Genomic DNA, 17,551 nt, shown 5'->3' on the forward strand with positions numbered 1-17,551 from the left:
CCAGAAATGTTAGCGGGACATCCTGCTGGCCATCAAGGCATAGCAGGACAAGTGTTCAGCCCAAGTGTTGCTTGACCCAGGAGGCGACCCCGTCGAGCGCGGTGGCAAGGGCGGGCCCGTCCTCGCCACCACCCTGGGCGAGATCCGGACGGCCGCCGCCCTTGCCTCCGATCTGACTGGCGATATGGCCGAGGAGTTCCCCCGCCTTCACTTTGCCAGTTGGGCTGCCGTTCACTCCGGCGACCAACGCGACCTTGCCGCCGGAAGCACCGGCCAGCACGACCACCGAATCGCCCAGCTGCTGCTTCAGGCGATCCATCGCATCGCGCAAGGCTTTCGCGTCGAACCCTTCCAGACGCACGGCGACGACCTTGACCCCCGCCACATCGACGGCACCGGCGCCCAGATCGGCGGTCGCGCCCGATGCCAGCTTGGCCTTCAACGATTCCAGTTCGCGCTCCAGACGCTTTTGACGCTCGGTCAGTGCGCGCACCTTGTCGACCACTTCGCCGGCATTTCCGCCAAGCAGGCTCGCCGCTTCGGACAGGCGCCGCTCTTCGTCGGCGACATGGTCCAACGCCCCTTGCCCGGTCACCGCTTCGATGCGACGTACGCCTGACGACACGCCGCCTTCGGAGGTGATCTTGAACAGCCCGATGTCGCCGGTACGGCTGACATGGGTGCCACCACACAGCTCGGTGGAGTAGCCGCCCATCTTCAGCACGCGCACGCGCTCGCCGTATTTCTCGCCGAACAGGGCCATGGCGCCGAAATCCAGTGCTTCCTGCATGGCCATGTTGTGCACTTCGACGCTGTGATTGGCGCGCACTTCGGCGTTGACCTTGCGTTCGATCACCGCCAGCTCTTCGGCCGTGATCGGCTGGAAATGCGAAAAGTCGAAACGCAGGCGATCCGGCGCCACCAACGAGCCCTTCTGCTGCACGTGCGTGCCCAACACCTCGCGCAGCGCCGCATGCAGCAGGTGCGTGGCCGAATGGTTGAGGATGGTCTTGCCGCGACGCTGCGCGTCGATGCCGCCCGCCAGCACATCGCCCAGCGCGAGTGCGCCTTCGGTGATGCGCCCGACGTGACCGTGGAACTGTCCGGCGAATTTCTGGGTGTCGGTGACGTCGATCGACACCCCCGTCTTGCTCAATCCGCCGCTATCGCCGACCTGGCCACCGGACTCGGCATAGAACGGCGTGCGATCGGTGAACACGATGACATCGTCGCCGGCTTCTGCGCGCTCGACGGGTCGCCCCTGCTTGAGCAACGCGACCACCTTGAGCGCATCGGCATCGTGCGCTTCATAGCCCAGAAACACCGTTGGCGACATGCTGGCGACCAGATCGGCCGGCAGTGCCACACCGCCACCGAACTTGCCCGCCGCACGCGCGGTCTCGCGCTGACGCTCCATGGAAAACTCGAAACCTTCCATGTCCACCCGCATACCGCGCTCACGCGCGATGTCGGCGGTCAGATCGACCGGGAACCCGTAGGTGTCGTAGAGACGGAACGCGTCGGCGCCCGGAATGACCTCCTGCGAGCGCGCCGCGATCTCGTCGAAGATCTTCATGCCGGCATCCAGCGTCTCGGCAAAGCGCTCTTCTTCGGCCAACAAGGCACGCGCAACGGTGTCCTTGGCCACCACCAGCTCGGGGTAGGCTTCCCCCATCAGCTCGACCAGGGTGGGCACCATCTTGCTGAAGAACGGCTGCCGCACGCCCAGCATCCAGCCATGCCGCAGCGCACGCCGGATGATCCGGCGCAGCACATAGCCGCGGCCCTCGTTGGACGGCAGCACGCCATCGACGATCAGGAACGAGCAGGCGCGGATGTGATCGGCGATCACACGCAGCGACTTGTTCTCCAGGTCGGTGATGCCGGTCAGTGCGCTGGCCTTGCCGATCAAGGCCTGGAACAGGTCGATTTCGTAGTTGGTATGGACGTGCTGCAGGATCGCCGCCAAGCGCTCCAGTCCCATGCCGGTATCCACGCACGGTGCCGGCAGCGGCACCAGGGTGCCATCGGGCTGACGGTCGAACTGCATGAACACCAGATTCCAGATCTCGATGAAGCGGTCGCCATCTTCATCCGGAGAACCGGGCGGACCACCGGCGATGTGGTCGCCATGATCGAAGAAGATCTCGGTGCACGGACCACATGGGCCGGTGTCGGCCATCTGCCAGAAGTTATCGGAAGCGTACGGGGCGCCCTTGTTGTCGCCGATGCGTACGATGCGGCTCTCCGGAACGCCGATCGTGTCGCGCCATAGCGCGAAGGCTTCCTCGTCGGTGTGGTAGACGGTGACCAGCAGGCGATCGGCAGGCAGCTTCCAGACCTGGGTCAGCAGCTCCCAGGCCCACGCGATGGCCTCTTTCTTGAAGTAATCGCCGAACGACCAGTTACCCAGCATCTCGAAAAAGGTGTGGTGACGTGCGGTGTAGCCCACCGAATCCAGGTCGTTATGCTTGCCGCCGGCACGCAGGCAGCGCTGCACGTCTGCAGCGCGCACGTAGCTGCGCTTCTCCGCGCCGAGAAAGACGTCCTTGAACTGGACCATGCCCGAATTGGTGAACAGCAGAGTCGGGTCGTTGCCCGGCACCAGCGGTGCGGAGGGCACGATGGTGTGACCCTTGCCCTCGAAAAACGCAAGGAAGTCGCGACGGATCTGGGAAGTGCTGAATTTGGCAGGTGCGTTCATGAGCTGGCATTGGGCGGGCGGCGGTCCCGGTCACCCAATGAGATGTGGGCGCAGATGAGCGGAACAACCTGAAACCACGAAGGGTAGCAGGCCTGACGCCCTCAGTCCTCAAGCTCGAAGCGCGTGGCGCTTCGGATGCTGCTGCCATCGAACCCCCGCCGGGCCAGCAACTCGGCGGCCTTTCGACGCTGCGACAGATCCACCGGCCCCTGCTCGCCGAACCGGCGGCGGACCAGATCGCGCGCATTCTCGGTCCAGTCGCCTTCGAAGGTGGCCATCGCAGCGCCAATCGTGTCGCTGTCCAGGCCATGGGTACCGAGCTCTGCACGGATGTGCAGGGGGCCGTACCCCGAACCTGCCCGGTTTCGTACCACTGCGGCGGCAAAACGGGCGTCGTCCTGCCACCCCTCTCCCGCCAGCCGCTCCACCGCCGCCTGCGCGGCGTCCGGCTCGATCCCCCGCGCCAGCAGCTTGCGGTTCAATTCCTTGCGCGAATGCTCGCGCCGTACCAATAGCCCCAGCGCGCGCTGGACCGGCGTTTGCTCCTTGAACCGGCGCGCTCGCTTGGGTGCGGGCTCCTGCTCGTCCATCGTGACCTGTCCTCGATGACCCCATCAATGCGCCGTCCCTGGCGCCTGCCCTCCTGGCCCTCGATAGATCTACCGCGAGAAACGACGGCACTGACCCCGCCGCTCCCGCGATAGAAAAACGTGTAACGACATTGCAGACCGAATACCCCGGGCCTCAGCAGCGGCCGGGGCCGACACGCCGGGCTATGGAGTGCATCGCAGCCCGCTGGGCTGCGCTCCCATCGGGTGGCCCGGCGGCCAGACAGTCTGGTTATTCCTTCTCGGCGTCGTCGCCCTCTTCGCGCGGCGCCTCGGCAGGCTGGAACTTCTCGCGCAGCTCTGCTTCCAGCTTGGCCGCTACCTGCGGGTTGTCGCGCAGATAGCCGCGTGCATTGTCCTTGCCCTGGCCGATGCGCTCGTCGCCATAGCTGTACCAGGCACCGGCCTTGTCCACCAACTTGGCTTCCACGCCCATGTCGATCAGTTCACCCTCGCGACTGATGCCTTCGCCGTAGAGGATTTCGGTGACCACCTGCTTGAACGGAGGCGCCAACTTGTTCTTGACCACCTTGATCTTGGTCTGGTTGCCGATGATCTCGTCACCCTTCTTGATCGAACCGATCCGACGGATGTCCAGGCGCACCGAGGCGTAGAACTTCAGCGCATTACCGCCAGTGGTCACTTCCGGACTCTGGCCCGGCATCATGACGCCGATCTTCATGCGCAACTGGTTGATGAACACCACCAGGGTATTGGAGCGCTTGATGTTGCCGGTCAGCTTGCGCAGCGCCTGGCTCATCAGGCGGGCCTGCAGGCCCGGCAGCTGATCGCCCATTTCGCCTTCGATTTCGGCCTTCGGCGTCAGTGCGGCCACCGAGTCGACCACCACGATATCGACCGAGCCCGAGCGCACCAGCATGTCCGCGATCTCCAGCGCCTGCTCGCCGGTATCCGGCTGCGACAGCAGCAGATCGTCGACGTTCACCCCCAGCTTGGCCGCATAGATCGGATCCAGGGCATGCTCGGCGTCGATGAAGGCTGCGGTGCCGCCCTTCTTCTGGCACTCGGCGATCGCCTGCAGGGTCAGGGTCGTCTTGCCCGAGGACTCGGGCCCGTAGATCTCCACCACCCGGCCCTTGGGCAGGCCGCCGATCCCGAGCGCGATGTCCAGCATCAACGAGCCGGTCGGAACCACCTCGACTGCCTCGATGACACGGTCGCCCATGCGCATGACCGAACCCTTGCCGAATTGCTTTTCGATCTGGCTCAGTGCGGCGGAAAGGGCACGCTTCTTGTTCTCGTCCATCTGGGTAATCCTTGTCAGTGATTTCGGTGTGGAGCCAATGTAGCGGCGGTGTATCGCAGAGGCTGAGACTGCTGGCGACACACTCAGATTAACGATGCGGCAGGTGCCCCGGCAGCGGGATTGCCTGCAAGACCGGCTGGGAAAACCCCCAGCCCGCGCCTCGGCACAGCCCTCAGCGGTTGGGCCTCAACAGCCCGCAATACAGGCCCTCGATGGCGAAATCCTGATCCGGCTGCACTTCGATCGGCGCGTAATCCGGGTTGCGTGGCAGCAGGCGGATACGATCCTTGCCGATCTTCAGCAACTTGACGGTGATCTCTTCGTCGATGCGCGCCACCACGATTTGCCCGGAGCGTGCATCGCGGGTGCGGTGCACACCGATCAGGTCGCCGTTGAAGATGCCTTCGTCGCGCATCGAATCGCCCTGCACCTTGAGCAGGTAATCCGGTGACGGCGAGAAGAACACCCGGTCGAGCACGACGAAGTCGTCCGACCCGATATCGGCGCCGATCGGTAGACCCGCTGCAACGCGACCCAGCACCGGCAGCCGCAGTACGTCGTCGCGTTGGGGCTCACTGATCGGCGGCGTCCGCGACTGCGCGCCCTGCCCGGCCAGCCGGATGCCGCGCGCCTGCCCTGCGACACGGCGGATCGCACCCGCCTGCTCCAATGCCTCCAGGTGATACTGCGCGGCGCGCACGCCCTTGAAGCCGAACGCGCGGGCGATCTCGGTCTGCGACGGCGGCACGCCGTCGGCATCGATGCGTTCGGCGATCAAGGCCAGGATTGCTTGCTGGGTATCGGTCAGGTCCATGGTTAGTAGTATTACTACTAACTGCGCCATGCGCAATAGCGTCGAAGCAAGGTGTCCGGTGGATCGCTAACGCCGGCTGCGCCAGATCGAGAACAGGATCCAGATGCCGCACAGGCCGGCGCCGATGAAGCCACCAACGCCCAGCCCCAGCAGCCAGCGGCTGGCGCTGCCACCGACACTGTTCATCACGATCGAGGAGCCGATGACCAGCGCTGCAGTCACGATGCCCATGGTCAGCCGGTTGGCGGCGCGATCGACCTGCTCGCCGAACTCGCGCAAGGCGCGTGTTTCCACATGCAGTTGCAGCTTGCCGCGCCGCGCGGCCTGGATCAGGCGCTTGAGATCGCGCGGCAGATCGCCGATCAGATCGATCGCACCGGTCACGGTGCGACGGCTGCGGCTCAGCATGGCGCTGGGTGCGTAACGTTGCAGGACCACCCGTTCGAGGTATGGCTGCGCTTCGCTGGCCATGTCGAAATCCGGATCGAGCTGGCGCCCCATTCCCTCGAGCGTGAGGAAGGCCTTGATCATCAGTGCCAGATCCGACGGCAGCGTCAGACCGTGATCGCGCAGTATCGCAGTGACGTCGCCGAGCATGGCGCCGATGTGCAGTTCCTTCAGCGGCACGCCCCGGTACTGATCGACGAACGCGCCGATGTCCTGCTGCAGACGTGGTTCGTCGATCTCCAGACTGTTGCCGGCCCATTCCAGCAGCACATCGATCACCGCTTCGGCATCGTGGCTCACCATGCCGTGCAGCAATTGCGCGACCTGGAACCGGCGCTGCTCGGAGACGCGCCCGACCATGCCGAAGTCGATGACGGCGATACGCCCGTCGCGCAGATAGAAGATATTGCCCGGGTGCGGGTCGGCGTGGAAGCAACCGTCCTGCAGCACCATCTTGAGCACGATACCGGCGCCGGCGCGCGCCAGTGCCCTGCGATCAAGGCCGGCTGCGTCCACCGCCTGCAAATCGCGCCCGGGGATGCCGTCGATGAAGTCCTGCACATTGAGCGACTCGCACGTCCATTGCCAATGCACCGCCGGCACCACCACCTGCGGGTCGTGCGCGAAGTTGGCTGCGATACGTTCGGCGTTACGGCACTCGGCGGCGAAATCCAGTTCGCGCCGCAGCGAAACCGTGAATTGCTGCACCACTTCGGCCGGACGATATCGCTTCAGATCCGGCGCGCGGGTCTCGACGATTTCCGCCAACCGCGCGAGCAGGCGCAGGTCCGCCTCGATGGTGTCGCCGATCCCGGGACGGCGGATCTTCAACACCACCGGCGTGCCGTCGGCCAACCACGCGCGATGGGTCTGTGCCAGCGAAGCGGCCGCCAGCGGCTGCTCGTCGAGCCGGGCGAAGACGCTGGACGGTTCGGCACCCAGTGCGGCGATCAGTTGCGGCAGGATCTGTTCGAATGGCAAGGCCGGCACCGCATTCTGCAGTTCGCTCAGCTCTTCGATCCATTCCGGCGGCAGCAGATCCACTCGCGTGGCCAGCACCTGGCCCAGCTTGACGAAGGTGGGGCCGAGTTCTTCCAGCGCACGCCGCACGCGCTGTGCAGCGGACATCCGCAGGCGGCCTTCGGCATTGCTCCAATGCAGCAGCTTGCCAGCCCGTTCGAGCACATCGGCCAGCCCGATCCGGCGCACGATGTCGCCGAAGCCGTAACGGATCAGCACGGCGGCGATTTCCTGCAGCCGGCCCAGATCGCGTACGGTGCCAAGCGCCTCCCACATCAGCGCACCGCCAGTCGTTGCTGGAGCCGCTGGCCGTGCAGGCGCCAGTGCGGCCGGTCCGACGGCGCAGGACCAGGCGCCCAACGGCGCCCGATGCCACAGCCTGCGTGCGGGCGATGCCGGGCGGCGCCAGCATGCTGCATGCCACATCCCTGTGCATGGCCAGGTGACTGCGCGCGCGCAATGCAACGTGCAGACGACATCGACCACCTGCCAGTGCGCAGGGTGATCTGCCATGGAGCGACTTCAACAACGGAGAACGCGGACATCGGCACATGCGGTCGGCAACCAGACCCTGGTTTGTAGCCTATCTGCCGGCAGATGTCGCGCGTGCCCACCGCAGCGCAGTGCGCTCGGCTGGCGCAGCCGCGCGGTGCGGCCCGTCAGTAGCGCAGCCGCAGGGTCAGCCCGTAGGTACGCGGCGCGCCGAGAAAGGCATTCCAGGAGCCGGCCTGCAGCGGCGTATCGATGACGATCTGGCGGTAGGTTTCGTTGCCGAGATTTTCCGCCCACGCTTCCAGCAGCCAGCGCCTGTCGGGAGCACCGATGCCGACGCGTGCGTTGAGCAGGGTATAGGCCGGTTGCACTTTCTGCGGATCCAGATCCGAGCCCGCGTTGTAGTCGGACATGTACTTGGCGCCGATGTTGAAGCGCCCGGTGAGCCCATCGCCCAGCGCATGCTCGTAGGTGAGCGACAGATTGCCCGACCAGCGCGGGGCGAAACTCACCCTGCTGCCCGGCAGCAGGGCCAGCTCCGCATCCGGCAGCGGCTCGTTGCCGTAATAGGTATCGGCGTAGCTGAGTCCGCCTTGCACCATCAGCCCCGGAAGCGCGCCCTGCCAGAGCACTTCGGCATCGACGCCGCGCGAAATGACGGTGGGGATGGAACGCACGACGAAGCTGGTGCCGAGAAAGTTATTGAGCTGGAAGTCGCTGAAATCCTGATAGAACAGCGTGGCATTCAACAACAGATTGCCGCCCAGCCAGGTGGTCTTGGCGCCGAGTTCGTAGCTGTCGACGAACTCGCCCGGAAACGAGGTGTCGTCCACCGGCACGATTCCCTGCACGCCGCTGGACAAGCCGTTGGCCGACTGCACGCGATCCAGATTGAAACCGCCGGCCTTGTAGCCGCGTGCGGCCGAGGCGTACGTCATCAACGCATCGCTCCAGCGATAGGCCAGCTTGACGGTACCGGACCATTCGCGTTCGGTGCGGCGCTGTTCGGTCAGGCGACCGGCATGGGCGAGGTTGGCCCAGGGCAGACAGCTGAAGCCGATCACTTGCGGCGCAATCGTCGGCACCGCGGCAGCCGGCACGCCACGTGCGGTGAGCGCCGCGCCGATGCGGCGCAGCGCCGCCGCATCGACCTGACCGTTCGGCGCGAGGTAGCTGGCGCACGCCGGACTTCCATCGGGGTTGGCGAACGCCGATCGCAGCGCCTTGTGCTCATAGGTGTAGCGCAGCCCGGCGACCACATCCAGCGCATCGGTGGCGTGCCAGGTGTTGTTGGTGAACAGCGCCACGCTGGTGCCGTCCTGACGGAAGCGATCCTGGCTTCCCTGCCCCTGGAACAGGCTGCCGACGGGCAGCCCGGTGGCATCGGCAAGAAAACGCGATGCGTCGGCACGCGCGGCCAGCGCCGGATTCACGCGGGCCAGCAAGACACTGGACAGATAGGGTTCGTACACGCTGCCGAAGCGGTAGGACTCGTTGCGGTGCAGCGTTTCGTCGGCATAGAACGCCCCCAGCAGCCAGTCGAAACGCTCGCTCGATCCGGCCAGCCGCAGTTCCTGGCTGAAGGTCCGAAACCGGGTGAGCATCTCGTCTTCGCGCGGCGCGCGGTACAGGATGTCCGCAGCGCTGTAGTCGAAATCCAGGCCGTTCACCGATTTCCAGTCGCGCAGCGCGCTGATCGAGGTCAGCACCGCCTGGTTCAACCACGGGGTGGTCCAGTCGACCTGCGCCGACAGGCCCTGGTCGCGGATATCCTGTGCGGTGCTGCGATTGCTGTAGGCGCGACGGCGTTGCGGCGCGGCGCGGTCGATCGTGCCCTGCCCACCCGGCGTCAGCGCATCCACCAGCGCGGCAGTCGGGCCGCGCTCGGTGGCAACGGTGACGCAGCAGTTCTCATCGCGGTCGGTGACGTCTGCGGCCAGATTGATGTCCAGGTCGTCGGTCGGCTCCCATAGCAGCTGCACGCGCGCGGTCCGCAGATCCTGGTCGCCGTCATCGGTGGCGGTGCGCGGGCCCGCACCGGTGGTCACCTGTTCGAAACCATCGCGTCGGCGCCTGGCCGCGTACACGCGCAACGCCGCGCTCTCGCCGACGGCATCGTTGAATGCGCCCGCGATGCCGAGCGCGCCGTAGTTGCCGGCGGTGATCTCGGCATCGGCGCTGCGGGTGAAACTGGGACGCCGCGTCACCACGTTGATGACACCGGCCGAGGTGTTCTTGCCGAACACCGTGCCCTGCGGCCCCTTCAGCACTTCGATCCGTTCCAGCTCCCCCAGATCGGCGAAGCTCACGCCGTTGCGCGCACGCGCCACGCCGTCGATGACCACGCCGACCGACGACTCCAGCCCGGCATTGTCGCCCACCGTGCCGATGCCGCGGATCCGGGCCGTGGTCTGCGCCGCGCTCTGCGAGCTGGTCACGATCAGCCCCGGTACCAGCACCTGCAACTCCTTGATGTCGTGCACGCCACTGTCCTGAAGCAGCTGTTCCGGCAGCACCGAGACCACCACGGGCACGCTCTGCAGCGACTCTTCGCGCTTTTGCGCGGTCACCTTGAGCGTTGCCAGGGTCGCCGGTTCGTCCTGGTCGGTAGGCACCGCCGTCTGTGCGCGGAGCGGATGTGCGGACAGGGCCGCGAGGAGTGCGAGCGCCAGCGCGGCGCGAGGGTGCCGTTGCAGATGCATGAGTCTTCCCCGACGAAGCGCTACCCGAGCGGCGCCATGGGCAGCGCCGCCTCGCGCGAGGGCTCATCATTGTCCGATCCGCCGGACGGAAGCCAGCAGCAAGCCGAAATCGCCGTGCCCGCGGCGAACGGTGCCGCCATTCAGAATGCATGCCCGAGATGCACGCGGGGGAACGCGTCGGCGTCCGGACACGCAGGCGCTGGCGTGCGAACGACGCCGCCACGCCGCGCTCGCCTAGAGCAAGGCGCTCAATCCGGCGAGCGCGGCGGCCACCGTCTGGCGGCGCACGGCATCGCGATCGCCGTCGAACTGGTACAACTGCGCGGTGGCATACCCACCCCGCCGCTTCCAGCCGATCCACACCGTACCGACCGGCTTGCCTTCGCTGCCACCGCCGGGGCCGGCGATTCCCGTCACCGCCACCGCGATGCTGCCGCCAGAACCGACCAAGGCACCGGAGACCATCTCGATGACGGTTTCCCGGCTGACCGCACCATGGATCTCCAGGGTCTGTGGACGCACCCGCAGCAAGGCCTGCTTGGCCTCGTAGCTGTAGGCGACGATGCCGCAATCGAACCAGTCGGAAGAACCGGCGATGTCGGTCATCGCCTTGGCGATCCAGCCGCCAGTGCAGCTTTCCGCTGTCACCAGCCGCTCGCGTGCAGCACGCAGCTGCACGCTCAGCGCCTGGGCGAGCTGTTGAAGATCAGGGTCGGCAGGAGACGTCATTGCATGGATCGCATTGGGCAGCGCCCACTTTTATCCGAATTCACAGGCGCTGTCTGCCCGCATCGTGCCCGACGCCCGGCGCGCAGACAGCTTGCCGGGGTGAGCAATCCACCGATGAGGCGACCACCGCGACGGCCTGCGTTACGAAGCGCCACGCCTTGCACTGATGCCACGCCGGCGGCAGGTCAGGCTTCCCAGTCTTCGCGGCGGTCGGGCAGCATCGCACGCAACGGCGCACCATCCTCGCCTGCGGCCAGGCGTTCGGCCTCCACCAAGGGCAGATCGACTTCGAGCAGCCAGCCGTGCTCGTCGCCCTGCTCCCCACGCACCACTTCCAGCTGATGCAGCTTGGAGCGCAGGCGTCCGGCCGAGGGCGGCAAGCGCAGCTGCCCGGTGACGTGCCGCAGATCCAGACGCTGGCCGAGCGCGCGTTGCAGCTCCTCCAGCCCCCGCCCGTCACGTGCGGAAATCCACACGCGTTCGCGTCGCGCCGGATCCGGGATGCCGTCCTGGGCATCGTGACGGACTTCGGCGCCCTCGATCCTGTCGATCTTGTTGAACACCAGCAGTTGCGGCAGATCGCCTGCGCCTACGGCATGCAGCACCTCGTCGACCTGCAGGATGCGTTCTTCGCGCAGGGGGTCGGCCGCATCGACGATGTGCAGCAACAGATCGGCCTCGCGCGCCTCCGACAGGGTCGAGCGAAACGCCGCCACCAGTTCGTGAGGCAGATCGCGTACGAAGCCGACCGTGTCGGCAAGAATCGCGCTGCCGCCCGGCAGTGCGATACGACGCACGGTGGGATCGAGCGTGGCGAACAACTGGTCGGCGGCGTAGGCCTCGGCGCCGGTCAAGGCGTTGAACAGCGTGGATTTGCCCGCGTTGGTGTAACCGACCAGCGCAATGCGCGGCAGTTCGCTGCGCAACCGCGCGCGCCGCATCTGGTTGCGCTGCACTTCGACCTTTTCAAGTCGCTTCTGCAACTGCTCCACCCGCTTCTGCAGCAGGCGACGATCGGTTTCCAGCTGGGTTTCGCCCGGCCCGCGCAGGCCGATCGAACCACCGCGCTGGCGCTCCAGGTGGGTCCAGCCGCGCACCAGTCGTGTGGCCATGTGGCGCAACTGCGCCAGCTCGACCTGCAACTTGCCTTCGTGGCTGCGCGCACGTTGCGCGAAGATGTCCAGGATCAGGCCGGTGCGATCGATCACGCGCCGCTCCAGATACCGCTCCAGATTGCGTTCCTGGCCGGGCGACAAGGTGTGGTTGACCAGCACCAGATCCGCGCCGGTGGCCTCGGCAGCCGCCTTGACCTCTTCCAGCTTGCCGCTGCCGATCAGGGTGGAGGGACTGGGCTTGTCGATGCGCGCGGTGAGCGTGGCCGCCACCGTGGCGCCCGCCGACTTTGCAAGGTCGGCGAACTCCTCCAGCACATCCTCTTCGGCAGGTCCACCGGAGTGGGTCTGGATCAACAACGCGTGTTCACCCTTGCGTGAGCGATCAAACACGCACTACTCCGTTACTGCTCGACGTCGTCATCTTCCGCCTGATTGCCTTCATTGGACTGCACATACCCACCACCCGGCCCCACGCGCACGTTGCGCGCCGGCACGACCGTGGAGATGGCATGCTTGTAGACCATCTGACTCACGGTATTGCGCAACAGCACCACGAACTGGTCGAACGACTCGATCGTGCCCTGCAGCTTGATGCCGTTGACCAGATACACGGACACCGGTACCCGCTCGCGGCGCAGCGCGTTGAGGAACGGGTCCTGTAAAGATTGCCCCTTAGCCATCACAAACTCCTTCATTATTGTTCTTATTGTCCCGGTCGACACCTGCTATCCCCAGCCGGTCCCGGAAACGCGATGTTACACGCCTGAAGGCGGCCGTAAAGCGCGACGATGGCCGAGGAAGCCGGCAAAAGCCTCGTCCAGTCGATGCCGGTCGCGCGCGGGGTCGAACCAGCGTGCGTCGAGCTCGCTACGCAGCCAGGTCAGCTGGCGCTTGGCCAGTTGCCGGGTCGCCTGCACCGCCCTGTCGCGGAAATCGGCCAGGCTGCCGGCGCCGTCCAGATACTCCCAGGCCTGGCGATACCCCACCGCGCGTACTGCCGGCAGATCCAACGGCGCGGCGACCGCGCGCATCTGCGGCAGCGCCCGCAAGCGCTCCACTTCTGCCAGGAACGCCTGCCCCAGCATCGCATCCAACCGCTGTGCGATGCGCGCGTGCAGCACCGCCCGATCCTGCGGGGCCAGGATCAGTTTCATCACCCGCAACGGCAGCCTGGGCTGCGGCGGCAGGCCCTGCCAGTAGCTGATCGGCCGGCCGCTGATGCGGTGTACTTCCAACGCGCGCTGGATGCGCTGTGGGTCGGTGGCATGGATGCGCGCGGCCGCCACCGGATCGATCCGGGCCAGCTGCGCATGCAGGCCGGCCCAACCCACCTGTTCGGCCTCTGCGGCAAGCTCGGCGCGCACCGTCGGATCGGCCTGGGGCAATTGCGACAGGCCCTCGAGCAGCGCCCGGAAGTACAGGCCGGTGCCGCCAGCCAGGATCGGCAGCTTGCCGCGTGCAAGAATGCCATCGATCGCCACGCGCGCGTCGGCGGCGAAGTCGGCGGCCGAGTAGACCTGCCAGGGCTCGCGCAGATCGATCAGATGATGCGGAACCGCCGCGCGCATGGCGGCATCCGGCTTGGCCGCGCCGATGTCCAGTCCCCGATAGACCAACGCGGAGTCGACGCTGACGATTTCGCCGTTCCAGCGCTGCGCCGCCTCCAGCGCCAGCGCGGTCTTGCCGCTGGCGGTCGGCCCCATCACCGCGATCGCCAGCGGACGTCGATCGGCCGGCATCAGTCCTCGTCCGGCCAGCGGAAGGCGGGAGCGGCAGCTGCGGCGACGCGCGGCACCGGGATCGCGGCCATCGCGCTCCAGACCCGCACCGCATCCAGGGTCGCCGCCACGTCATGCACGCGCAGCAGCAGTGCGCCATGCTGGGCGGCAATCAGATGGGCGGCCACCGAACCATGCACGCGCTCGGCGGCGCGCTCGCGTCCGGTCAGCTCGCCGATGCTGCGCTTGCGCGACAGCCCGGCCAGCACCGGCAGGCCAAACTCCTGCAAGCGCTGCAACTGTGCCAGCAAGGTCAGGTTGTGCACGGTGGTCTTGTCGAAGCCGAAGCCCGGATCGAGGATCAGGCGTCGCTTGGCGATGCCGGCCATTTCCGCGGCGAAGATGCGCTCGGCCAGAAACCGGTGCACCTCGCCCACCACATCGTCGTAATGCGGCGCGTCCTGCATCGCGTGCGGCGCGTTGCGCGCATGCATCAGCACCACCGGCACCTGCAGCTCGGCAGCAGCCTGCAACGCGCCCGGCGAACGCAATGCATGGACATCGTTGATCATGCCGGCACCCGCGGCCACTGCCGCGCGCATCACTTCGGGCTTGGAGGTGTCCACGCTGATCGGTATCGCGGTCTGTTGCGCCAGCGCCTGGATCACCGGGATCACGCGCTGCAGTTCGTCTTCCAGCGACACCGGCATCGCCCCCGGGCGGGTCGATTCGCCACCGATGTCCAACACCGCCGCGCCCTCCGCCGCCAGACGCAATCCGTGGGCGATGGCTGCTTCGCAGGTGGCGTGCTGCCCGCCGTCCGAAAACGAGTCCGGCGTGACATTGACGATGCCCATCGCCTGCGGCGCATCCAGCCGCAGCGGGCGACCGGCGCAATCCAGCGTGAGGGCGGTGTCGAACATCGGGAGATCTCCTGGCCAGGTTGCAATGAGTGCGGCATCCGGTTGACGGCGCCTGGGTTGCCGACAGGTGTGCCGCGTAGCCACCGTCGTGACGTGGCGAGCCCACGCGCATCCGGCCACTGCGCAGATCGCCTGCCGGCGCCGCACATTGTCGCCCAGTGCGCATCGTCACGCATCCGATGCGTCCCTGCGCGTCGCTTGCATGCGCGCGACGGGGCGACTGTCCTGCAGTGCAGTCACCACAGCCTTGGCCGATTCACCGTGCACAGTTCCGTACAACGCACCGGGGCCAGGAATCACTTCCTGGCCCCGGTGGAGAGCGCCGCCTGCCATTGTCAATCGGGCTTACAGCTGCTCGGCTGGTCCTGCGATCGGCGGCAGTGGACGCGGGCTACCCTTGTCGTTGTTGTTGCCGCCGTCCTTGTCCGACTTCCCCCAGCCTGCTGGCGGTGGCGGTTCGCGGCCTTCCATGATGGCGTCGATCTGCGGCACATCGATGGTTTCGTACTGCAGCAGCAACTGCGACATGGCGTGCAGCTTGTCCAGATTCTCGGTCAGGATGGTCTTGGTCTTGCTGTAGGCCTTGTCCAGGATCGAGCGCACCACTTCGTCGATCTTGCGCGCGGTCTCGTCGGACACGTTCTTGTGCTGGGTCACCGAACGGCCCAGGAACACCTCGTCTTCCTCTTCGCCGTACGCAACCGGGCCCAGTTCGTCGGACAGGCCCCACTTGGTGACCATGTTGCGAGCCATCTTGGTCGCACGCTCGATATCGTTCGACGCGCCGGTGGTGACCTTGTCGCCGCCGAAGATCAGCTCCTCGGCAACACGACCACCGTAGAGCGAGCACAGCTGCGATTCGATCGCAACGCGATTCATCGAGTAGCGGTCGCCTTCCGGCAGATACATGGTGACACCCAGCGCGCGACCGCGCGGAATGATCGTGACCTTGTAGACCGGGTCGTGCTCCGGCACCAGGCGACCGACGATTGCATGACCCGCCTCGTGGTACGCGGTCAGGGTCTTCTCGTCCTCGCTCATGGCCATCGAACGGCGTTCGGCGCCCATCAGGATCTTGTCGCGGGCACGGTCGAAGTGATCCATGCGCACTTCCTTCTCGCCGCCGCGCGCGGCGAACAGCGCTGCCTCGTTGCACAGGTTGGCCAGATCCGCACCCGAGAAGCCGGGGGTTCCGCGCGCGATCACCATCGGCACCACGTCCTCGGCCAGCGGCAGCTTGCGCATGTGCACGCGCAGGATCTGCTCGCGGCCCTTGACGTCGGGCAGGCCCACCACAACCTGGCGGTCGAAGCGGCCCGGGCGCAGCAAGGCCGGATCCAGCACGTCGGGACGGTTGGTGGCCGCGATCACGATCACCCCTTCGCCGCCCTCGAAACCGTCCATCTCCACCAGCAGCTGGTTCAAGGTCTGCTCGCGCTCGTCATGCCCGCCGCCCAGACCGGCGCCACGGTGACGGCCCACCGCATCGATTTCGTCGATGAAGATGATGCACGGCGCATGCTTCTTGGCCTGTTCGAACATGTCGCGCACGCGGCTGGCGCCCACGCCGACGAACATTTCCACGAAATCGGAGCCGGAGATGCTGAAGAACGGCACCTTGGCTTCGCCGGCAATGGCCTTGGCCAGCAGCGTCTTGCCGGTACCCGGAGGACCCACCATCAACACGCCGCGCGGAATCTTGCCGCCCAGCTTGGTGAACTTGGTGGGGTCGCGCAGGAAGTCGACGAGCTCGCCGACCTCTTCCTTGGCCTCGTCGCAACCTGCCACGTCGGCAAAGGTGATCTTGATCTGGTCCTCGCCCTGCAGCTTGGCGCGCGATTTGCCGAAACTCATCGCACCCTTCGCGCCGCCACCACCACCCTGCATCTGGCGCATGATGAACAGCCAGAAGCCGATGATCAGGATGACGGGGAGGAAATTCAGTACCAACGACCAGAAGCCAGGGCCGGTGGATGGCTTCTGGCGGGTCATTTCGATGTTCTTGCTGTACAGCACGTCGACCAGCTTGTCGTCGCGCGGACCGTAGACGGTCGCCTCGGTGCCATCGGTCCGCTTGAAGCGGATCGCGTTGACGGCCAGGTTGGTCTCATCGGTGTAATCCACCGACTTGACCCGACCGCTGTCCACTTCCTTCAGGAACTGGGTGTAGGTGATCGAGTCGGAGCCGACGCCGCCTGCCATCCGCGGCGAGAAGCTCTGGAAGACGACCATCAGCACAACCGCGACGACCACCCACAGCAGCAAATTCTTGGTCAAGTCGTTCATCCTCATTGGCTCCGGTGCCCTCTACTCTTCTATTCTTGATACACGACGGTCATTGGCAGCTTACTTGATCTGGACCCGCTTGCCCTGACCGAGTGCATAAACTTCCGGGGAGCGCTTGCGCGAGGCCGCCGGCTTGCGAATCGTCACCTTCTCATAGCGGCGGCGCAGCTCGCGGATGTAGTCGTCCGACCCCACACCCTGAAATAGTTTGATCAGGAATGCGCCACCCGGCTTGAGGTGGTGGTCGGCGAACTCCATCGCCAGCTCGGCCAGATGCATCATCCGCGGCTGGTCGACCGCATCCATGCCACTCTTATTGGGGGCCATATCCGACAGCACAAGGTCTACCGGCACATCGCCCAGCATCGCCTCGAACTGCGATAGGACGTCCTGCTCCCTGAAGTCGCCGTGAAGGAATTCCACGCCCGCCAGTGCCGGCATGTCCAGGATGTCCAGGGCCAGTACCCGGCCGCTGTCGCCCAGCGACTTGCGCACCTGCTGCGACCAGCCGCCCGGGGCGGCGCCCAGATCGACCACCACCATGCCGGGTTTGAGCAGACGATCGCGCTGCAGCAACTCCTCCAGCTTGTAGGCCGCGCGCGAGCGCATGCCCTCGGCCTGGGCCTTTTTCACGTAAGGGTCGGCGAAGTGTTCCTTGAGCCAGCGCTGGCTGCTTTTACTGCGGGAAGGCATTGGCGAAGGGGTCCGAACGGGCCGCCATGATAC

General features: G+C 66.1%; 13 protein-coding genes. All 13 read right to left on the reverse strand.

The window, feature by feature from the left end; all coding sequences use genetic code 11:
• Positions 1 to 55 precede the first annotated feature (55 nt).
• Entirely contained in the window at positions 56 to 2,704 is a 2,649-nt protein-coding gene (gene alaS, locus LL964_RS16145; RefSeq protein WP_104588325.1) for an alanine--tRNA ligase, read from the reverse strand.
• A gap of 101 nt (positions 2,705 to 2,805) precedes the next feature.
• Complete coding sequence (recX, locus tag LL964_RS16150) at positions 2,806 to 3,294, reverse strand: recombination regulator RecX (RefSeq protein ID WP_104588324.1); 489 nt, start codon at positions 3,292 to 3,294, stop codon at positions 2,806 to 2,808.
• Between the two features lie 250 nt (positions 3,295 to 3,544).
• On the reverse strand, positions 3,545 to 4,579 hold the full coding sequence (recA, locus tag LL964_RS16155; protein ID WP_104588323.1) for a recombinase RecA: 1,035 nt from the start codon (positions 4,577 to 4,579) through the stop codon (positions 3,545 to 3,547).
• 172 nt (positions 4,580 to 4,751) lie between these two features.
• Positions 4,752 to 5,393 (reverse strand): transcriptional repressor LexA, encoded by a 642-nt coding sequence (gene lexA, locus LL964_RS16160; RefSeq protein ID WP_104588322.1) that lies wholly within the window; start codon positions 5,391 to 5,393, stop codon positions 4,752 to 4,754.
• 66 nt (positions 5,394 to 5,459) lie between these two features.
• Positions 5,460 to 7,136: a 2-polyprenylphenol 6-hydroxylase gene (ubiB, locus tag LL964_RS16165; protein ID WP_104588321.1), complete on the reverse strand. Its 1,677-nt coding sequence runs from the start codon at positions 7,134 to 7,136 to the stop codon at positions 5,460 to 5,462.
• 383 nt (positions 7,137 to 7,519) lie between these two features.
• A complete protein-coding gene (locus LL964_RS16170) occupies positions 7,520 to 10,054 on the reverse strand; it encodes a TonB-dependent receptor (RefSeq protein ID WP_104588320.1) in 2,535 nt (844 codons plus the stop codon).
• A 234-nt stretch (positions 10,055 to 10,288) separates the two neighbouring features.
• Positions 10,289 to 10,783 carry a CinA family protein gene (locus LL964_RS16175; protein WP_104588319.1) on the reverse strand — a complete coding sequence of 165 codons (495 nt, stop codon included), beginning with the start codon at positions 10,781 to 10,783 and terminating at the stop codon, positions 10,289 to 10,291.
• A 185-nt stretch (positions 10,784 to 10,968) separates the two neighbouring features.
• A complete protein-coding gene (hflX, locus tag LL964_RS16180; protein WP_104588318.1) occupies positions 10,969 to 12,288 on the reverse strand; it encodes a ribosome rescue GTPase HflX in 1,320 nt (439 codons plus the stop codon).
• Between the two features lie 11 nt (positions 12,289 to 12,299).
• On the reverse strand, positions 12,300 to 12,578 hold the full coding sequence (gene hfq / locus LL964_RS16185; protein ID WP_005915027.1) for an RNA chaperone Hfq: 279 nt from the start codon (positions 12,576 to 12,578) through the stop codon (positions 12,300 to 12,302).
• 75 nt (positions 12,579 to 12,653) lie between these two features.
• Positions 12,654 to 13,637, reverse strand: a complete 984-nt coding sequence (miaA, locus tag LL964_RS16190; RefSeq protein ID WP_104588317.1) for a tRNA (adenosine(37)-N6)-dimethylallyltransferase MiaA — start codon at positions 13,635 to 13,637, stop codon at positions 12,654 to 12,656.
• The gene (folP, locus tag LL964_RS16195; protein WP_104588316.1) at positions 13,637 to 14,539 is read right to left on the reverse strand and encodes a dihydropteroate synthase; all 903 of its coding nucleotides are present in this window, start codon (positions 14,537 to 14,539) and stop codon (positions 13,637 to 13,639) included. The genes miaA and folP overlap by 1 nt, the downstream gene beginning before the upstream one ends.
• Positions 14,540 to 14,884: 345 nt before the next feature.
• A complete protein-coding gene (ftsH, locus tag LL964_RS16200) occupies positions 14,885 to 16,825 on the reverse strand; it encodes an ATP-dependent zinc metalloprotease FtsH (RefSeq protein WP_167395399.1) in 1,941 nt (646 codons plus the stop codon).
• A 60-nt stretch (positions 16,826 to 16,885) separates the two neighbouring features.
• The gene (gene rlmE, locus LL964_RS16205) at positions 16,886 to 17,518 is read right to left on the reverse strand and encodes a 23S rRNA (uridine(2552)-2'-O)-methyltransferase RlmE (protein WP_104588314.1); all 633 of its coding nucleotides are present in this window, start codon (positions 17,516 to 17,518) and stop codon (positions 16,886 to 16,888) included.
• Positions 17,519 to 17,551 lie beyond the last annotated feature (33 nt).

Origin of the sequence: Xanthomonas melonis, assembly GCF_020783655.1 — a bacterium.
In the GTDB taxonomy this organism is placed as follows: Bacteria; Pseudomonadota; Gammaproteobacteria; order Xanthomonadales; family Xanthomonadaceae; genus Xanthomonas; species Xanthomonas melonis.